The 18,812-nt window shown below is 46.3% G+C and carries 13 protein-coding genes; 10 read left to right on the top strand and 3 right to left on the bottom strand.

Going from position 1 to position 18,812, the window contains the following annotated elements; genetic code table 11:
* Nucleotides 1-394: 394 nt before the first annotated feature.
* From B9J84_RS13840 to B9J84_RS13795, 10 genes are all read left to right on the top strand, one after another.
* Nucleotides 395-2,065, top strand: coding sequence for an ABC transporter substrate-binding protein (locus B9J84_RS13840; RefSeq protein ID WP_013857639.1), 1,671 nt, complete (start codon nt 395-397; stop codon nt 2,063-2,065).
* 166 nt (nt 2,066-2,231) lie between these two features.
* Nucleotides 2,232-3,218 (top strand): ABC transporter permease, encoded by a 987-nt coding sequence (locus tag B9J84_RS13835; RefSeq protein WP_017043028.1) that lies wholly within the window; start codon nt 2,232-2,234, stop codon nt 3,216-3,218.
* Nucleotides 3,219-3,220: 2 nt separating this feature from the next.
* Entirely contained in the window at nt 3,221-4,246 is a 1,026-nt protein-coding gene (locus tag B9J84_RS13830) for an ABC transporter permease (protein WP_013857641.1), read from the top strand.
* Between the two features lie 2 nt (nt 4,247-4,248).
* Entirely contained in the window at nt 4,249-5,232 is a 984-nt protein-coding gene (locus B9J84_RS13825; RefSeq protein WP_013857642.1) for an ABC transporter ATP-binding protein, read from the top strand.
* 37 nt (nt 5,233-5,269) lie between these two features.
* Nucleotides 5,270-6,262 (top strand): ABC transporter ATP-binding protein, encoded by a 993-nt coding sequence (locus tag B9J84_RS13820; protein ID WP_094124380.1) that lies wholly within the window; start codon nt 5,270-5,272, stop codon nt 6,260-6,262.
* A 148-nt stretch (nt 6,263-6,410) separates the two neighbouring features.
* Nucleotides 6,411-8,138, top strand: coding sequence for a glycoside hydrolase family 9 protein (locus B9J84_RS13815; RefSeq protein ID WP_094124379.1), 1,728 nt, complete (start codon nt 6,411-6,413; stop codon nt 8,136-8,138).
* Entirely contained in the window at nt 8,135-9,010 is an 876-nt protein-coding gene (locus B9J84_RS13810; RefSeq protein WP_064624438.1) for an N-acetylglucosamine kinase, read from the top strand. Before B9J84_RS13815 ends, B9J84_RS13810 begins: the two co-directional genes overlap by 4 nt.
* Nucleotides 9,011-9,019: 9 nt before the next feature.
* The gene (locus tag B9J84_RS13805) at nt 9,020-10,933 is read left to right on the top strand and encodes a beta-N-acetylhexosaminidase (RefSeq protein WP_094124378.1); all 1,914 of its coding nucleotides are present in this window, start codon (nt 9,020-9,022) and stop codon (nt 10,931-10,933) included.
* Between the two features lie 93 nt (nt 10,934-11,026).
* On the top strand, nt 11,027-13,432 hold the full coding sequence (locus B9J84_RS13800) for a GH36-type glycosyl hydrolase domain-containing protein (RefSeq protein ID WP_029189900.1): 2,406 nt from the start codon (nt 11,027-11,029) through the stop codon (nt 13,430-13,432).
* A gap of 62 nt (nt 13,433-13,494) precedes the next feature.
* Nucleotides 13,495-14,907 carry a phosphoglucomutase/phosphomannomutase family protein gene (locus tag B9J84_RS13795; protein ID WP_013857648.1) on the top strand — a complete coding sequence of 471 codons (1,413 nt, stop codon included), beginning with the start codon at nt 13,495-13,497 and terminating at the stop codon, nt 14,905-14,907.
* Between the two features lie 106 nt (nt 14,908-15,013).
* Here the strand turns inward: B9J84_RS13795 and B9J84_RS13790 are convergent, their stop codons facing one another.
* The 3 genes from B9J84_RS13790 to B9J84_RS13780 all read right to left on the bottom strand — a co-directional run bounded on the left by B9J84_RS13790 (nt 15,014) and on the right by B9J84_RS13780 (nt 18,781).
* Nucleotides 15,014-16,042, bottom strand: a complete 1,029-nt coding sequence (locus B9J84_RS13790) for an ABC transporter ATP-binding protein (RefSeq protein ID WP_094124377.1) — start codon at nt 16,040-16,042, stop codon at nt 15,014-15,016.
* Nucleotides 16,042-17,667, bottom strand: coding sequence for an iron ABC transporter permease (locus B9J84_RS13785; RefSeq protein WP_094124376.1), 1,626 nt, complete (start codon nt 17,665-17,667; stop codon nt 16,042-16,044). The genes B9J84_RS13790 and B9J84_RS13785 overlap by 1 nt, the downstream gene beginning before the upstream one ends.
* Nucleotides 17,668-17,767: 100 nt before the next feature.
* The gene (locus B9J84_RS13780; protein WP_088720897.1) at nt 17,768-18,781 is read right to left on the bottom strand and encodes a Fe(3+) ABC transporter substrate-binding protein; all 1,014 of its coding nucleotides are present in this window, start codon (nt 18,779-18,781) and stop codon (nt 17,768-17,770) included.
* Nucleotides 18,782-18,812 lie beyond the last annotated feature (31 nt).

The raw sequence follows: 18,812 nt of genomic DNA, 5'->3' as shown, positions 1-18,812 counted from the left end.
AACTATAAGTGAGCAAGATCTCATGATACAAAAAAAACAAAAAAACATTAAAAATAAAGGCACAAAAAGATAGCGAGCGCTTACAACCATAAGTTAATCGAATTGAGTATGAGAGGCAGATCACTGACCTAAATGAGAGTAAAAATCAAACCAAAGATGGTAAATTGACGTTTATAACGGTCACTTTCTACAAATTGACGTTTTTAACGGGAATTCAAATTGATAATTTTCTCTCCAAGGTGTCTTCTTACTCCTGCCAAAGGTCTACAGGCCACTCATGTTGACCAACTCCTCCGGTTTGTTAACACGCAATGAGGTAGGCCTTGGAGAGTGTTTATCAATTGATGACATTCATATCCATTAGTGAAATGAAAGCAAATAGTAAGGAACAGCTATGCTTGCCAATATTAAAAAAACAGCGCTAGCCGCTGCAGTAATCGCCGCCGCAGCGAGCCTTTCAGCTCCAGCAGCCGCACGCAGTGAGCTAACGATCGTACCTGATTTCTACCCTACAATGGTACGTAACTTTAACCCGTATCTAGCAACAAACCTACGTACGACCACTGATTTCATCTATGAACCACTGGTCATCTTCAACGAAATGCATGGTAATACACCCGTTATGCGTTTGGCTGAAGGCTTTAAAATGTCTGATGACCTAATGAGTGTTACTTTTGATATCCGTAAAGGTGTTAAATGGTCAGATGGTCAAGCATTTACAGCGGATGATGTCGTGTTCTCTTATGGCTTATTGAAAAATAAACCTGAACTCGACCAACGCGGTATCAACAAGTGGGTAACGAGCGTAGAAAAACTGAACGACTACCAAATCCGTTTCCGTTTAAGTGAAGCTAACTCAAACGTACCTTATGAAATCTCGTTAGTTCCTATCGTTGCTGAACATGTATGGAAAGATGTGAAAGATCCAGCGACTTTCACCAACGAAAACCCTGTAGGTACTGGTCCGTTTACTGAAATCGACACCTTCACTCCACAGCTATACATCCAATGTCGTAACCCGAATTACTGGGATGCTGCAAACCTTGAGGTTGACTGTTTGCGTGTACCTCAAATTGCAAACAATGACCAATTGCTAGGTAAAATTGTTAACTCTGAACTCGATTGGACCTCTTCATTTGTTCCGGATATTGACCGTACTTATGCCGCTGCAAGCCCTAGCCACCACTACTGGTATCCGCCATCAGGCACACAAGCATTTATGGTTAACTTCAAAAACCCAGATGCAGTAAAAAATGAAGCGCTAAGCAACGTTGATTTCCGTCGCGCATTCTCTATGGCTCTTGACCGTCAAACTATTATCGATATCGCTTTCTATGGCGGCGGTACCGTTAATGACTTCGCTTCAGGCTTAGGTTATGCATTCCAAGCTTGGTCTGATGAAAACATCCACAATAAGTACAAAGGCTACAACACGTACAACGTTGAAGGCGCGAAAAAACTGCTTGCTAAAGCGGGCTTCAAAGACGTGAACAAAGACGGTTTTGTTGATACTCCATCAGGTAAATCTTTTGAGCTACTTGTTCAATCACCAAATGGCTGGACTGACTTCAACAACACAGTACAACTTGCCGTTGAACAGCTTGCCGAAGTAGGCATCAAAGCACGTGCTCGTACTCCAGAGTTTGCGGTTTATAACCAAGCAATGCTTGAAGGTACTTATGACGTCGCTTACACCAACTACTTCCACGGTGCGGACCCACATCTATACTGGAACAGTGCATACAACTCTGCACTACAGAAAGGTGAAGGTATGCCTCGTTTTGCTATGCACTTCTACAAAAACGATAAGCTAGATACTTTGCTAGACAGCTTCTACAAAACAGCGGATAAAAATGAGCAGCTAGAAATCGCTCACGGAATTCAGAAAATCATTGCTGAAAACCAAGTGACCATCCCTGTAATGTCAGGTGCTTACATGTACCAATACAACACAGCACGCTTTAGCGGCTGGTGGAACGAAGAAAATCCTAAGGGTCGTCCAAACATTTGGGCTGGTATCCCTGAGCGTCTATTACACGTACTGGACCTAAAACCAGTTAAGTAAGTAGAAGTTCATTCCTTGCGGCGTACTTCGTGCGCCGCTAAATAAAATCCCCTAAATACCTAGCAAATGTATAACGCTCGTCGTTAGGGGATTTTTCGCTCTAAATTTCGCTAGGAGCGACCTGAAACCAGGTACAGGATAAAACTGGGTGAGTAAGGTGTGAGTTATGGGTTATTTTTTAAGACGTTTGTCATTTTATTTTATCGCGTTGCTGGTTGCAGCAACATTGAACTTCATTATTCCGCGAGCCATGCCTGGAGACCCAGTGACCATGATGTTCGCAAACGCAACAACGCAAGTAACGCCAGAACGAATCGAAGCGATGAAACAGCTTCTCGGTTTCGTTGATGGTCCGTTACCCGTACAGTATTTGACCTATTTAAAAAGCATTCTAAGTTGGGAATTAGGCACGTCGATTAAGTTCTATCCGTTAAGTGTCAATGAATTACTGGGTAGTGCATTTGGTTGGTCGTTATTTCTAGCGGGTACTGCGGTTGTGATCTCGTTCTCAATCGGTTCTCTACTGGGCATTTTTGCCGCATGGAAACGAGGCAGTCGTTACGATACGTTTATTACCCCAGGGATGTTGGTTATACAAGCCGTTCCGCAAGTGGTTATTGCGATGATCGCTATGTTTACTTTTGCTATCGGCTTGCAATGGTTCCCTACGGGTTATGCCTACACTGCTGGTACGATGCCAGATTGGACAAGTTGGACATTTATTAAAGATGTGGCTTACCACGCTTTCTTGCCTCTTGTCTGTGCATCTCTAGTACAAATCGGTGGGTTTCTCGTCAACATGCGTAACAACATGATTAACCTGCTCGCTGAAGACTACATCACGATGGCGAAAGGGAAAGGGCTCAGCGAAAACCGCGTGGTTTTCCAGTACGCCGCTCGTAATGCTTTATTGCCAAGTGTCACCGCTCTATCAATGTCTTTGGGTATGGCTATCGGTGGCCAGCTCATCATTGAAATTATCTTTAACTATCCTGGCCTTGGCAGTGTTTTATTTAATGCGATCAACGCTCGTGATTACCAAGTTCTGCAAGGGCAGCTACTGATTATGACGCTCTTTATGCTGTTCTTTAACCTGTTGGCGGACATGCTTTATGTCGTACTAGACCCTCGCCTACGCAAGGGAGGTAAATAATCATGAAAGATCTCATTAAACTCATTCGCGGCAATACCGTTGCCATGGTCGGTGTCATTATTTTGGGCCTATTTTTATTCATCGCCCTTGCTGCGCCACTGATCACCAAACATGCGCCAGATAAACGTACCGGAAATCCACACGAGTACCCATCGTTCGTCGTCAAAGCCGCTAAAGCAGATCCGAATGGCTGGATTGCTGAAAACTTGGCAACTGACCGCCGTACCTTACTACTCTCAAAAGGTGAAGACCATGTGCTAGGCACCTCTCGTATGGGACGCGATGTTTGGTCACAAGTGGTGTATGGCGCACGAGTCTCACTCGCCGTGGGTTTTGGCGCAGGAATGACCGTCTGTTTTCTTGCGACTGTGATTGGTGTTTCTGCCGGTTACTTTGGCGGTAAGGTCGATGACATTCTAACCGCCGCTATGAATATCATGCTGGTGATACCGCAATATCCTCTTTTATTCGTGGTCGCGGCATTTATTGGAGAGGCCGGCCCATTAACCATTGCACTCATCATTGGCTGCACCTCCTGGGCTTGGGGCGCTAGGGTCGTACGCTCACAAACCCTCGCACTGCGTGAAAAAGAATTTGTCAGAGCGGCGGAAGTCTTGGGTGAATCATCATGGCGCATCATTTTCGTTGAGATTCTACCTAACCTCATCTCCATCGTTGGCGCTAGCTTCATCGGTTCAGTGATGTACGCCATCATGATGGAAGCCACTATCTCCTTCCTTGGTCTTGGCGATCCAAACACCATCAGTTGGGGCATCATGTTGTACAACGTTCAAACGTCCTCTTCTATGCTGATTGGCGCTTGGTGGGAACTGCTTGCTCCTTGTATTGCTTTGACTCTACTCGTTACTGGTTTGGCTTTACTGAACTTTGCGGTCGATGAAATTGCCAACCCACAACTGCGTTCACACAAAGGAATGAAGCGTTGGAAAAAACTCGCAGAGCAAGACAAGAAAGAGCGTCAGCCTGACCTGCCACCACAAAATGCACTTTGGAGCGGAGATAAATAATCATGACAAACCCACTTATTTCAATCCGTAACCTATGCGTTGACTACATCACCGACGCAGGTGATGTTCGAGCATGCAGCAACGTCAGTTTTGACATTGCACCTGGCGAAGTATTTGGCCTTGCTGGTGAATCTGGCTGTGGTAAATCAACTATCGCATTTTCACTGATGCGTCTGCATAAGCCGCCCGCGTTTATTACTGGCGGAGAAGTAATTTTTAATGGTGAAAATATCATTAAATACAGCGATGAACGCATGCAATCCTTTCGCTGGAGCCAAATGTCGATGGTGTTTCAAAGTGCGATGAACGCTTTGAACCCAGTATTGACGATGGAAGAGCAATTTTGTGACGTGATCATGCGCCATACCAACATGACTCGTGAACAAGCTAAACGCCGCGCTGAAGGTTTGTTAGAAATTGTCGATATTCACCCAAGTCGCTTAAACGATTACCCACACCAATTCTCTGGGGGTATGCGTCAACGCTTGGTGATTGCAATTGCTCTCGCGCTCAATCCTAAAATGATCATTATGGATGAGCCTACTACGGCACTTGATGTGGTTGTCCAGCGTGAAATATTGCAAAAAATCTATGCGCTGAAAGAAGAGTTTGGCTTCTCTATCTTGTTCATCACCCATGATTTGTCGTTGATGGTCGAGTTCTCCGATCGGATTGGCATCATGTATTCCGGTGAATTAATTGAAGTGGCTCCTTCTAAACAGATTCTGGAAAGCCCTTTCCACCCTTACACCAAAGGGCTGGGTAGTTCTTTCCCTCCACTGACAGGCCCTAAAACGAAGTTAACTGGAATACCAGGTAACCCGTTGAACTTATTGGATATACCTCAAGGTTGTCGTTTCCAAGCTCGTTGCGATCGCGTACATGAAGCTTGCACCAAAATTCCAACGAGTTTGCGCCAAATAGAGCTTGGACGCTTCTCCAGTTGCCACCTTTACGGTGACCCAATTGCTCAAGTGAAACTGTAGAGCACAAGCTGTATTACCAAAATTTCTGGAGACAATTATGAGCAAAAATTTCGGTGAATTACTGGTTGAGGGGAAAAATCTAGTTAAAGATTTTCCAATCAACAGTAACACCCTAAAACAACCTATGATGCGAGCGATCAACGACGTATCGTTCAAAATGTTCAAAAGCCGCGGCTTGGCTGTCGTGGGTGAATCAGGCTCTGGCAAATCAACGACCGCTAAAATGATTGCCAAAATGTACGCCCCAACATCCGGTGTAATTGAATACAAAGGACGCGATATTTTAGACATCACTTCACGCAGTGACCTGATGCACTATCGCGAAGGCGTCCAGATGGTATGGCAAGATCCGTTTGGCTCACTCAACCCAACTCATACCATTTTTCATCATATTGCTCGTCCACTGCTTATCCATAAAAAAGTGACGTCAGGTAATAAGAGAGAGTTAGAAGAACGCGTTCACGATTTACTGGAACAAGTCGGCCTTATTCCACCAAAAGAAACAGCCGAGAAATATCCGCACCAGTTGTCTGGTGGACAGCGCCAACGTGTCAACTTAGCGCGTAATATCGCGGTTGGTGCCGAAGTGGTACTGGCTGATGAACCAACCTCCATGTTGGATGTGTCGATTCGTGCGGGTGTTCTCAACCTGATGGAAGAGATGAAGTTTGAAAAGCAGATGTCGCTGCTTTATATCACGCATGACATCGCCACCGCACGCTACATCGCCGAAGACTTAGCCGTCATGTACGTCGGACATATGGTGGAATGGGGCGATACCGAAGAGATCATTCACGATCCTCAGCACCCATATACTCAACTATTGGTTTCCGCAGTACCCGATCCTAGTAAATCGATACACGAGAAGCTCAAAGGGAACAAAGGCGAAATTCCACTTTGGACCCCGGTATCAACAGGCTGTCCTTTTGCTGGTCGATGCATGCAGGCGAGTGACAAATGTCGTGAACAACTTCCAGCGGTGACTCAGTTGTCTGATAACCACTTTGTTCGTTGTTACTTATTTGAATAATCACTAACGCACACCTTAATGTATTGAAGCCGCTGACATAACCTCATCGGTTTCAATGCCTTAGGTAAAAATATAAAACAAAGTCAGCACTCGCCCCCGACGGGTTGAGTGCTGACGAGAAATCAAAGATCTGGCTTGGAGATGTTTAATGCTGCTACTGATTAACCATATTGGTTATGAGCCACAAGGGCCAAAACAGGCGATACTAATGAGTAACACGCTCCGTGTTTCTTCCGATATCGCCCTGCTTGTTTGTGCAAACAGCCATCAAACGGTGTCGACTTTCGTTGTTGAACCACAAGCTAAAGTCGCACATTGGCATTTAGGTAGCTTTTATACGATCGACTTTTCTCAATACACCACTTCAGGACAGTATTACCTGCGTTTTGAAAATACCCACTCCCCTATTTTTGAAATTGGTGAAGGGATACTGATGAAAAAAACGTTTTCTGATGTATTGCACTACTTCAAATCACAACGTTGTGGTGGCATTTTCGACCAGCAAGATAAGCTCGTACCACTGCTTGGTACATCAACCACTGCCGATGTACACGGTGGCTGGTACGACGCTTCCGGTGACGTCAGTAAGTATCTGAGTCACCTTTCTTACGCCAACTATTTAAACCCTCAACAAACCCCAATGGTGGTTTGGAATATGCTAAAGGGATTGGCACAACTAGAACACCACTCGAGTTTTGCTGCATTTTCTCGCACTCGCCTTAAGGAAGAGGCGTTATTTGGTGCTGATTTTCTGATCCGCATGCAAAACTCCGAGGGGTTCTTTTATACAACGGTCTTTGACAAATGGAGCAAGGACATTAAGCAGCGAGAGATCTGCGCCTATGCCACTCAATCTGGCCACAAGTCTGACGATTATCAAGCCGGATTTCGTCAAGGGGGAGGTGTTGCGATTGCCGCTCTTGCGGTGGCAGCACGTTTAGATGTTCACGGTGATTTCACCTCAGAACACTATTTAACAGCGGCGGAGCATGGTTACTGGCATTTAAAAGAAAATAACACGCGCTATCTCGACGATGGTCAAGAAAACATCATTGATGCCTATTGCGCTCTGCTTGCATCGGTTGAGCTCTACCGCTCAACTCATCAAGCAAATTATCTACTTGAGTGTCGTCTTTGGGCACAAAGGTTATGCGCTTATCAACACAGCGACACTAACATCGCTCATTATTGGGCAGCCAATAGTGATGCCACTCGTCCTTATTATCACGCCGCCGAAGCTGGGCTACCAGTGATTGCACTGTGCGAATATCTCGAGATTGAAACAGAAGAACACCGCAAACAATCAGTCGTTCAAGTGATTGAGAATGCTTGCCGCTTTGAGCTCACCATCACTCATCAAGTCAGTAACCCATTTGGCTACCCACGCCAATATGTAAAACCTGTGAATGGCGACAAACGCTGCGCATTTTTTGTCGCTCACGACAATGAATCCGGCTACTGGTGGCAAGGCGAAAATGCGCGTTTAGGATCGCTCGCGTGTATGGCTTATCGCGCCCAAGCGTTCGTCAACGCGGATCTGCATGCCCCTTTAACCACCTTTGCACAAAACGCATTGAACTGGATTGTCGGATTAAATCCATACGATATGTGCATGCTCGATGGGCACGGTCGCAACAATCCAGACTACCTCCCCCACCTAGGCTTTTTTAATGCCAAAGGGGGAGTGTGTAATGGCATTACAGGCGGTTTTGAAGATGAAGAAGATATCGCTTTCAACCCAGCGAAACAGAAGGATGACATGATGCAAAACTGGCGTTGGGCTGAGCAATGGATTCCTCATGGTGCTTGGTATCTGCTGGCCATCACAACCCAGTTTTGCCACTTATCAACACCAGACTTAGAGAGGCAATCATGACTTTTTATTATGTCGGTATTGATGGAGGTGGCACATCATGTCGCGCACGCATCCGCAACGAGCAAGGCGCGCTGTTAGGTGAAGCGAAAAGCGGTAGCGCCAATATTTTATTGGGTGTGGAACTTGCCATGCAGGCAATCATTGATGCAATTACTCAAGCGGCGCACCAAAGCGGGCTGACGAAAGAGAATTTTGCTCAGATGCACGTGGGTCTTGCTCTGGCTGGTGCAGAACAAAAATCCGCATGGCATGCGTTTATGTCTCAGACACATCCTTTTGCTTCACTAACGCTCAACACAGATGCTTACGGTGCCTGTATTGGTGCTCATAATGGCGACGATGGCGCAATTATGATCGCGGGAACGGGCTCTTGTGGCCTATTTTTACACGCAGGGCAGCAGCATGTGGTCGGTGGACGTGAGTTTCCCATATCCGATCAAGGCAGCGGTGCCATCATGGGGTTACGCCTAATCCAGCGCGTGTTGCTCATTGCAGATGGTATCGGCGAGCCTTCATTATTAAGCGCTCATGTGATGCAACATTTTAACCACGATGTTGATCAGATTGTCGAATGGTCAAAAACCGCACTCCCACGCGACTATGGCCAGTTCTCTCCCGTTATTTTTTCTCTAGCGCAACAAGGTGATGCGCTGGCGATCGAGCTTCTCAAACAAACTGCGGCAGACATCGAAATGTTTCTTGTCGCTCTTCATAACAAAGGAGCCAAGCGGATCTGCCTCATGGGTAGCATTGCAGAGCGTATCTTGTATTGGCTTTCTCCACCAGTACAACAGTGGATTGTTCAACCTCAATTCGACGCTATCGAAGGCGCGATTATGTTTGCCGGCAAAGCCGAGCATAATTTGTATTAAGGAATCACTATGAGCTATCGAATTGACTTTGCGGTACTCTCAGAACAGAAGCAATTTTGCCGTTTTGGTTTAACGTTCCATAACTTAAGCGATCAAGACCTACAAGACTGGTCGTTACATTTTGTGATTGATCGCTTCATTCAGCCAGACAGCATCACCCATGGCAACGTAGTGCAAATAGGCAGTTTCTGCTCATTAACGCCAGATATGACCGTGCTTGCTGCAAACTCACATTTTTACTGTGAATTTAGCATCAAAACCGCCCCTTTCCATTTTTACACTGATGGCGTAAAGCACGCTTTTGTTCAATGCAATGGTGAGCAACCGATCGAACGTCATGATGTGATCGTAACTCCGATTGCTCTCGCCTCGCCTTATCGTGAGCGCAGTGAAATACCCACAACAGAAGCCGCGAGCCTCAGCCTCATTCCATTACCAAACAAGATTGAATCCGGCACAGGGCATTGCACCTTAACGACTTCGAGCCAGATTACCTTGCAATCCACATGCGCTGAGCAAGCTGCGACTTGGTTACAACAGGAACTCAACCGTATATTTGATTTTCAGCCCAAACCCATTGGCAGCGCTGATATTATCTACCGCACTAACCCGACCTTTGACGAGGGCGCGTATCAACTCAACGTCGATCGTACCGGCATTCGCTTAGAGGCGAGTGGTCATCAAGGCTTTATGTATGCTAGCGCGACCCTGTTGCAGTTGATTCAAGTTCAAGATCAATCGTGGTTAGTCCCCTGCGTCAAAATCAGTGATGCGCCACGCTTTAAGTACCGAGGCATGATGCTCGACTGTGCGCGCCATTTTCATGGAATCGAGACAGTTAAGCGGCTTATTAACCAATTAGCGCATTACAAATTCAATACGTTCCATTGGCATTTGACCGATGACGAAGGATGGCGTATCGAAATTAAAGCACTGCCACAACTCACCGACATCGGTGCATGGCGAGGGGTTGATGAAGTGCTCGAACCTCAATACAGCTTGTTAACGCAGCGCCACGGTGGTTTCTATACACAACAAGAGATCAAAGAGGTTATCGCATACGCTCAAGAGCGTGGTATCACAGTGATCCCTGAAATTGATGTTCCCGGACATTGCCGCGCCGCGATCAAATCTCTGCCTCATCTGCTGGCCGATGAAGAGGATCAATCACACTATCGCAGCATTCAATATTACAACGATAACGTCCTCTCCCCCGCCCTTGAAGGAACGTATGAGTTCTTAGATATCGTCTTGCAAGAAGTCTCTGAGCTATTTCCATCCCCCTTTATCCATATTGGTGCCGACGAAGTGCCCGATGGGGTCTGGATTAACAGCCCTAAATGTCAACAACTGATGGCTGATAATGGCTATACCGAGGCCAAAGAATTACAAGGACACTTACTACGTTATGCCGAACAAAAACTGCGTACGCTTGGCAAACGCATGGTCGGCTGGGAAGAAGCGCATCATGGCAATAAGGTCAGTAAAGATACTGTTATCTACTCTTGGCTTTCTGAAGCGGCGGCATTGAACTGCGCGAAACAGGGGTTTGATGTGATTTTACAACCCGGTCAGTACACGTATCTGGATATTGCTCAAGATTATGCACCAGAAGAACCGGGCGTTGACTGGGCTGGTGTCACCCCATTAGAAAAAGCCTATCGCTATGAACCCTTAGCCGAAGTGCCCGAAAACGATCCACTCCGTAAGCGAATTCTCGGTATTCAGTGCGCTTTATGGTGTGAATTAATCAATAACCCACAGCGTATGGAATACATGATTTACCCACGCTTAACTGCACTCGCCGAAGCAGGATGGACCCATAAAGTGCATCGTGATTGGCAAGATTATCTGTCACGGCTCAAAGGACATCTGCCTATGTTGGACAAGCAAGGCATCCGTTACCGAGCACCATGGAAATAAACACAACACTTGGAGTCGGCATTACCTCTCCTTGGTTTTCACTAGCATAATTTTTGGCTGCAAAAGACGCAGTTTGTTTAAAAGGAAATGACAATGAAATACGGCTATTTCGATAACGACAATCGTGAATATGTCATCACACGCCCTGACGTTCCAGCGCCTTGGACCAACTACTTAGGGACAGAAAAATTCTGCACCGTGATCTCTCATAACGCGGGCGGTTACTCTTTTTACAATTCACCAGAATATAACCGTGTTACCAAATTTCGCCCGAACGCTTCTTTTGATCGCCCGGGGCACTATGTTTACTTACGTGACGATGCAACTGGCGACTATTGGTCTATTTCTTGGCAACCCGTAGCAAAAAGCTTAGAAGAAGCGAAGTATGAAGTCCGCCACGGCCTCTCTTACTCCAAATTCAAATGTGAATACAGCGGCATTACTGCCACTAAAACTCTCTTTGTACCGAAAGGCGAAGATGCTGAAATTTGGGATGTCGTCATTAAAAACGATTCCACAGAGACTCGCACTATCAGCGCTTTTTCGTTTGTTGAATTCTCTTTTAGTCACATTCAATCCGATAACCAAAACCATCAGATGTCGCTTTACTCTGCAGGTACCGCTTATCACGCGGGTGTGATTGAGTACGATCTTTACTACAACACCAATGATTTCGAAGGCTTTTACTACTTAGCCTCGACGTTTGATCCAGACTCTTATGATGGACAACGCGATACCTTCCTTGGCTTGTATCGTGACGAAGCCAATCCCATTGCAGTAGAACGTGGTCACTGCTCGAACAGCGCGCAAACCTGCTACAACCATTGCGGTTCGCTGCACAAACAATTTGTGATCCAACCGGGTGAAGAAGTTCGCTTTGCTTATATTTTGGGAATTGGTAAAGGCAATGGCGCGCGTTTGCGTGCTAAGTACCAAGACTTGGCTAATGTCGATGCCGCTTTTGCTGGGATCAAAGCGCATTGGGATGAACGTTGTGCGAAATTCCAAGTAAAATCACCGAATGAAGGCCTTGATACCATGATCAACACTTGGACGCTTTATCAAGCGGAAACGTGTGTGGTGTGGTCTCGCTTTGCCTCTTTCATTGAAGTGGGCGGTCGTACTGGCCTTGGTTACCGTGATACGGCGCAAGATGCCATTTCAGTACCGCACGCAAACCCGAAGATGACCCGTAAACGCTTGGTTGATCTGCTTCGTGGTCAAGTCAAAGCGGGCTATGGCCTACACCTATTTGATCCTGACTGGTTTGATCCAGAAAAAGCGGATGTCAAACCATCAAAATCGCCAACCGTTGTACCAACACCAAGTGATGAAGATAAGATCCACGGCATTGAAGATACGTGTTCTGACGATCATCTCTGGCTCGTTCCAACCATCTGTAAATACGTGATGGAAACAGGTGAAACATCCTTCTTTGATGAAGTGATCCCTTACGCCGATGGTGGCAATGCAACGGTTTACGAACACATGAAGGCGGCGCTTAACTTCTCGGCAGAATACGTGGGGCAAACAGGTATCTGCAAAGGCTTACGCGCTGACTGGAACGATTGCTTGAACTTAGGTGGTGGCGAATCATCTATGGTTTCTTTCCTCCACTTTTGGGCACTGCAAGAGTTTATTGACCTTGCAAAATACCGTGACAATGCAGAGGACGTTGCGAAATACACCGAAATGGCGGCGAACGTACGTGAAGCTTGTGAAACTCACCTTTGGGATGAAGAAGGTGGCTGGTATATCCGTGGCCTAACGAAAAATGGCGACAAGATAGGAACTGCTCAGCAAACTGAAGGTCGAGTTCACCTTGAATCAAACACACTCGCCGTCTTATCGGGCGCAGTGTCGCAAGAGCGTGGTGAAAAAGCGATGGATGCCGTTGATGAGAATCTATTCTCCGAATACGGTCTACATCTGAACGCACCTTCCTTCTCAACCCCTAATGATGACATCGGTTTCGTTACTCGTGTTTATCAAGGTGTTAAAGAAAATGGCGCTATTTTCTCACATCCAAACCCTTGGGCATGGGTTGCAGAAACGAAGCTTGGCCGTGGTGATCGAGCCATGAAGTTCTACGACGCATTAAACCCTTATAACCAAAACGACATCATTGAAAAGCGCGTTGCCGAACCTTACTCATACGTGCAGTTCATTATGGGACGAGATCACCAAGATCACGGCCGTGCGAACCATCCATGGTTAACAGGTACGTCTGGTTGGGCCTACTTTGCCGTCACCAACTTCATTTTGGGTGTTCGTGTCGGTTTTGATGGCCTCGTCGTCGACCCATGCATTCCTACCAATTGGCCTGGTTTTGAAGTCACTCGCCAATGGCGCGGCGCGACTTACAACATCACAGTGCAAAACCCGAACTCCGTCAGTAAAGGGGTGAAAACAATCACAGTGAATGGCGAAGCAGTAGAAGGCGTGATTCCTGTCATGGCACAAGGCAGTGTCAACGATGTAGTGGTTATTCTCGGTTAACGCGATTTGAGCCTCAGCGCGAAGGAGCTGAGGCTCAACATTAGTCCCACAAGGATTTTATTATGATCAAATTTGGTACAGGTGGCTGGCGCGCCTTTATTGGTGAAGAGTTTACCAAAGACAACGTCTGTCTAGTGGCTCAATCACTTGCCAACATCATTAACCACGAAAATGTGGCTAACAACGGGTTCGTTATCGGCTACGACCGCCGCTTTCTTTCTGACAAAGCCGCACGTTGGTTTGCGCAAGTCTTAGCAGCGAATGGCGTGGTGGTAAGCTTTATCGATAAGTTTGTTCCCACCCCTATTGTGATGTTCAAGGCCAAAGAGATGAATTGCGCCTATTCGGCGTGTATTACGGCATCCCACAACCCTGCGGACTACAACGGCATTAAAGTGTTCATTGAAGGTGGACGAGACGCTGATGAGGTGATCACACAAAAGATTGAACAGCAAATCGCGTCACTGACGCTTGCCGATGTAAAACACGTCGAATTTGAACAAGCGCTGCAAGATAAATCGATTGTCATCATAAATCCAATGAATGAGTTTGTGGATTCAATCATCAATTTTATCGATATTGAAGCGATCAAAAAAGCCAACCTGCGTGTGTTGATTGACCCCATGTTTGGCGTCGCGAAAAATGCATTGCAGACGGTTCTGATCAATGGCCGCTGCGATGTGGATGTGATCAATGATGGCAAAAACCCCGATTTTGGCGGTTTAATGCCTTCCCCTAATGCAGCGACTCTTTATCGTCTCAAACATTTAGTGGCCGCAGAAGGTTACGATATTGGGATAGGTACCGATGGCGATGCAGACCGACTTGGTATTATTGATGAGAAAGGCAACTTCATCCATCCTAATGAAGTACTGATCCTGCTTTACTACTACCTGCTTGAATATAAGGGTTGGAAAGGATCCGTGGTGCGTAATATCGCCACCACCCACCTGCTGGATAAAATTGCCGCTGACCACGATGAGAAAAGTTTTGAAGTCCCCGTTGGCTTTAAACACATCAGCTCACAAATGGAAGCGGATGATTCACTGATTGGTGGTGAGAGCTCCGGCGGTTTAACCATTCGTGGACACATCAAAGGTAAAGATGGGGTTTTTGCATCGAGTTTGTTGGTTGAAATGATCAGCGTGACAGGTAAAAAACTCTCCGAATTACTGGGGGAAATTTACGCGAAATACGGTTACGCCTACACCGCAGAAGGTGACTGTAAATTTAAAGCCGCACAAAAAGAGTCGTTGTATAACAAAATCTACGTTGAGAAACAGTTGCCTCAATTTGAGTATGAGATTGAGAAAGTCAGTTACGAAGACGGAGCCAAAGTCTACTTTAAAAACGGCGGCTGGGTTATTGCTCGTTTCTCTGGCACTGAACCATTGCTACGCATTTTTGCCGAAATGGCGGATAAAGACACTGCAGAACGTGTTCTTCAACAGGTGAAAGATTTTCTATCGTTATAGCTTTTACCCACTTCGACTCAAATTTGAGTCGCTATACCCGCACAGTATGAAGAGGTTGTAGGTATATCGATGAAGAACACTTGCCCGGCGTCACGCCGGGCTTTTTTTAAAAAGCCAACACACCTTGCGTATCAATGCTGACTGCAACATTTTGCCCAACGCTCAACGGCTGTGAAGAACTCGCCAGCAACTTACTGCCATACGCATCAATCACATAACGGCAGTGATCGCCCATGAATTGCTGCTCTAACACGCGGACTTTGCTCTCTTGCTGCGCACTAATTTGAATGTGTTGTGGCCGCAGTAGTAATTCGCATTTGGCTTCAAGCTCAATAGGTTGCTGAGCTTTGGCGTCTACTACACCTAAATCGGTCTCAAATTGCCATTCTGAAATTCGTTTGGCGCTTAAATAACTTCCACCACCTAAGAAATCGGCCACAAATTTACTCGACGGTTGGTAGTACAGCTCTGATGCGGTGCCATATTGCTCAATCACACCGTGGTTCATTACCGCCATTTTATCAGCAAAAGCAAAAGCTTCTTCGCGGCTATGGGTCACAAAAATAGCCGTCACACCCTGCTTTTTAAAAATGTTGCGAATTTCGCCAATCAACTCATGACGAACTTGGGTATCGATATTGGAAAACGGCTCATCAAGCAGCAGTAGATCCGGTTTATACGCCAAGGAGCGAGCAATCGCCACTCGCTGCTGCTGCCCACCCGATAGTTGATGAGGATAACGATCCCCCAGCCCCGCTAAGTGCACTAATGCCAACATCTCTTCGACTTTCGCTTTGCGCTCGGTTTGAGAGAGTTGACGCAATCCAAACGCGATATTTTCCGCAACAGTTAAGTGAGGAAACAGCGCATAATCTTGGAAAATCATCCCTATGTTTCGCGCTTCCGGTGGCAACCAATGTTGACCATCATCAATCGTCACACAATTAAGGCTCATCACCCCAGAGCTGAGTGGCAACAAACCCGCAACGGCTTTCAATAAGGTCGTTTTACCACAACCACTTGCTCCTAATAAACAGACGATTTCTCCCTGTTTTACTTCCAGCGACAGTGATTGTAAAACCGTTTGGTTTTCATATTTGCAAGTCAAATCATGAATAGACAGCGCACAACTCATCAGTGATTTTGCTCCAGTGAACGGTTAACAACGATAAGCGGAATTAAACCAACCGCGACCAAGAGTATCGCAGGCAAAGCAGCCACTTCTAATTGTTCATCCGATGCGTAGTTATAAACATAGGTCGCCAAGGTTTCGAAATTGAACGGACGCAATAATAAAGCGGCATTCAGCTCTTTCATTGACTCAATAAACACCAACAACCCAGCGATAAGCGTACCACGGCGGATCAATGGCAGATGAACTCGCCACAGCATAGCGTTCGATCGATAACCCATAGTTCGAGCCGCCATATCCAAAGAAGGTGAGACTTTATTAAGACTACTTTCTATGCTACCAATCGCCACGGCCGAAAAACGCACCACTAAAGCAAAAATAATAGCAAACATCGAACCAGAAAAGATAAGACCCGGTCGCCCCCACTGCATCGCTTTAGCAACATCATTGACCCAATGATCCATAAACAGCACCGGAACCATCACACCAATCGCTAACACGGTTCCGGGAACCGCATACCCCATAGAAGACAAGCGCATAAAGGCTAAAGTCACCCCGTTGGCGTTCAACCGATGGCAAAAATTCACGACCAAAGCAATCAACACCGCCACCAGCGCGGCCGTCAACGAAACCGTTAAGCTATTGATCGCAAAGTCTTGGAACTCCGAAGTCCAACTTTTCGCAAAATAGTGATAAGCGAATGAGACCAACTGCAATAAAGGCAGCAGAAACGCGAGCGCAACTAGCCCCCAACACCAACACAAAGCGGCCCATTTTTTCCACCCTTGCAACTGATAGCGAAAATCTTCATGGCTGTTAAATTGACTTTGAAATAATTTCTGTTTACGACGGCTATAGCGCTCTGCGCTCAGCAGTAATAATACAATCACCAACATGATGGCGGATATTTTCGCTGCCGCATTCAAATTAGAATAACCGAGCCAAGTGTCATACACCGCAGTCGTTAGGGTATTAACGGCAAAGTAACTCACCGTACCAAAATCTCCCACCGTTTCCATCGCCACTAAGGAGAGGCCAACCGCCATCGCGGGCCGTGCAAGCGGCAGTGAAATAAGACGAAAACTCTGCCACGGAGAGCATTTTAATAGACGAGCGGATTGCAATAAGGAGACGTTTTGTTCCATGAATGCTGCACGGCACAGTAGGTAAACATATGGGTACAGCACCAGCGCAAGCACAATGCTTGCCCCGCCCAAACTGCGAATGTCGGGAAACCAGTAATCACCTGCGCCCCAACCCGTAATATCTCTAAGTAACACTTGCACTGGGCCTGCGTAGTCAAACCAACTGGTAAAGATGTAACCGATAATGTAGCCGGGCATCGCAAGTGGTAACACCAAAGCCCATTGTAAAATGCGTTCGGTAGGCAGCTTACACATCGCCATTAACCAAGCACTGGGAATGCCAAATAGCAAAGAAAGCCCCATCACACAGAACGTCAATACGACGGTATTAAAGGTATAGGTGGGCATCACGGTTGACATGAGATGAGCAAAAACCTCATCACTTTGTCCCGCAGCGGTAATAAAGATGGCTAAGATCGGCAAAACCAGTAGCACAGTGACACTGGCACTACTGGTTTTCCATAATGTATTTTTTTCTTTCATTGCCTAATTACAATAAGGCTTACTGACACATAAATGCGTTTGCAAATACATCTCATGCCCCTTCAATAGAATAGGGGCACTGTTATACCCCTAGAACCGATTAAAGGTCAAATTTCACTTCATCAAGCAGCTTAATTGCCGCGGCATGATTGTCGGCAATTTTTTCGAGCGGCAGTGGATCTGCTTTAAAATCGCCCCATGAAGCGACTAGTGCAGAACGCTCAACACCTGCTTTTACTGGGTATTCAAAGTTGACGTCAGCGTACATGTGCTGTGCTTTATCGCTGGTCAAAAACTCCATCAGCTTAACTGCGTTTTCTTTGTTAGGCGCGTACTTCGCCATCGCCATACCACTCACGTTAACGTGCGTGCCTTGCGCATTCTGGCCGGGGAAGTTGATGTAGACGGCTTCAGCCCATGATTTTTGCTTATCATCAGCTAACATTTTCCCTAAATAATAGCTATTACCCAATGAGACATCACACAAACCTTCTTTAATCGCTTTAACTTGGTCACGATCGTTACCTTGAGGCTTACGTGCTAAATTTGCTTTGACACCTTCAAGCCAAACTTTAGTGCTCGCTTCGCCTTGCTCTGCAATCATGGATGCAACCAGCGCCACGTTGTAAGGGTGCTTACCACTACGAGTACAGATTTTGCCTTTAAATTCAGGCTTCGCGAGGTCAGCGTAATTGAAGTCATCACCCAGCTTGCCTACGCGATCGCGTGATGAGTAGACGCTACGGGTACGTATTGTTAGTGCAAACCACTCATCTGCGCTATCGCGATATTGGGCGGGAATGTTAGTTTCAATGGTTTTGTTATCCACCGCTTGGACTAAACCTTTTTCAGATAACTCAAAAAGACGGCTAAATTCTGAGGTTAAAATCACATCAGCAGGGCTGTACTCACCCTCTTGTACCAATTTCTCAGCAATCCCTTCTTTCGCAAACTTCACATTCACTTTAATGCCCGTTTGTTGAGTGAACTCTTTAAACATCGGCTCAATCAAAAATGGTTGGCGGTATGAGTAAACGTTAACCTCCTCTGCCGCCATCGCGCTCGGAGCCATCACACTACATGCCATCGCAGACAGAGTAAGCAGTTTCTTCATTTCTAGTTCCCTTTAAAATTGGTAATGATAA

It is taken from the genome of Vibrio sp. V03_P4A6T147, assembly GCF_002241085.1.
GTDB classification, from domain to species: Bacteria; Pseudomonadota; Gammaproteobacteria; order Enterobacterales; family Vibrionaceae; genus Vibrio; species Vibrio anguillarum.
The sequence above is the reverse complement of the archived record's forward strand: the minus strand, read 5'-3'. Positions and strand labels throughout refer to the sequence as shown.

Excerpts from the sequence above, each read along its gene's own strand:
- B9J84_RS13830 (WP_013857641.1), top strand. The coding sequence starts at position 3,221 with ATGAAAGATCTCATTAAACTCATTCGCGGCAATACCGTTGCCATGGTC.
- B9J84_RS13835 (WP_017043028.1), top strand. The coding sequence starts at position 2,232 with ATGGGTTATTTTTTAAGACGTTTGTCATTTTATTTTATCGCGTTGCTG.
- B9J84_RS13825 (WP_013857642.1), top strand. The coding sequence starts at position 4,249 with ATGACAAACCCACTTATTTCAATCCGTAACCTATGCGTTGACTACATC.
- B9J84_RS13820 (WP_094124380.1), top strand. The coding sequence starts at position 5,270 with ATGAGCAAAAATTTCGGTGAATTACTGGTTGAGGGGAAAAATCTAGTT.
- B9J84_RS13805 (WP_094124378.1), top strand. The coding sequence starts at position 9,020 with ATGAGCTATCGAATTGACTTTGCGGTACTCTCAGAACAGAAGCAATTT.
- B9J84_RS13780 (WP_088720897.1), bottom strand. The coding sequence starts at position 18,781 with ATGAAGAAACTGCTTACTCTGTCTGCGATGGCATGTAGTGTGATGGCT.
- B9J84_RS13815 (WP_094124379.1), top strand. The coding sequence starts at position 6,411 with ATGCTGCTACTGATTAACCATATTGGTTATGAGCCACAAGGGCCAAAA.
- B9J84_RS13785 (WP_094124376.1), bottom strand. The coding sequence starts at position 17,667 with ATGAAAGAAAAAAATACATTATGGAAAACCAGTAGTGCCAGTGTCACT.
- B9J84_RS13840 (WP_013857639.1), top strand. The coding sequence starts at position 395 with ATGCTTGCCAATATTAAAAAAACAGCGCTAGCCGCTGCAGTAATCGCC.
- B9J84_RS13810 (WP_064624438.1), top strand. The coding sequence starts at position 8,135 with ATGACTTTTTATTATGTCGGTATTGATGGAGGTGGCACATCATGTCGC.
- B9J84_RS13800 (WP_029189900.1), top strand. The coding sequence starts at position 11,027 with ATGAAATACGGCTATTTCGATAACGACAATCGTGAATATGTCATCACA.
- B9J84_RS13790 (WP_094124377.1), bottom strand. The coding sequence starts at position 16,042 with ATGAGTTGTGCGCTGTCTATTCATGATTTGACTTGCAAATATGAAAAC.
- B9J84_RS13795 (WP_013857648.1), top strand. The coding sequence starts at position 13,495 with ATGATCAAATTTGGTACAGGTGGCTGGCGCGCCTTTATTGGTGAAGAG.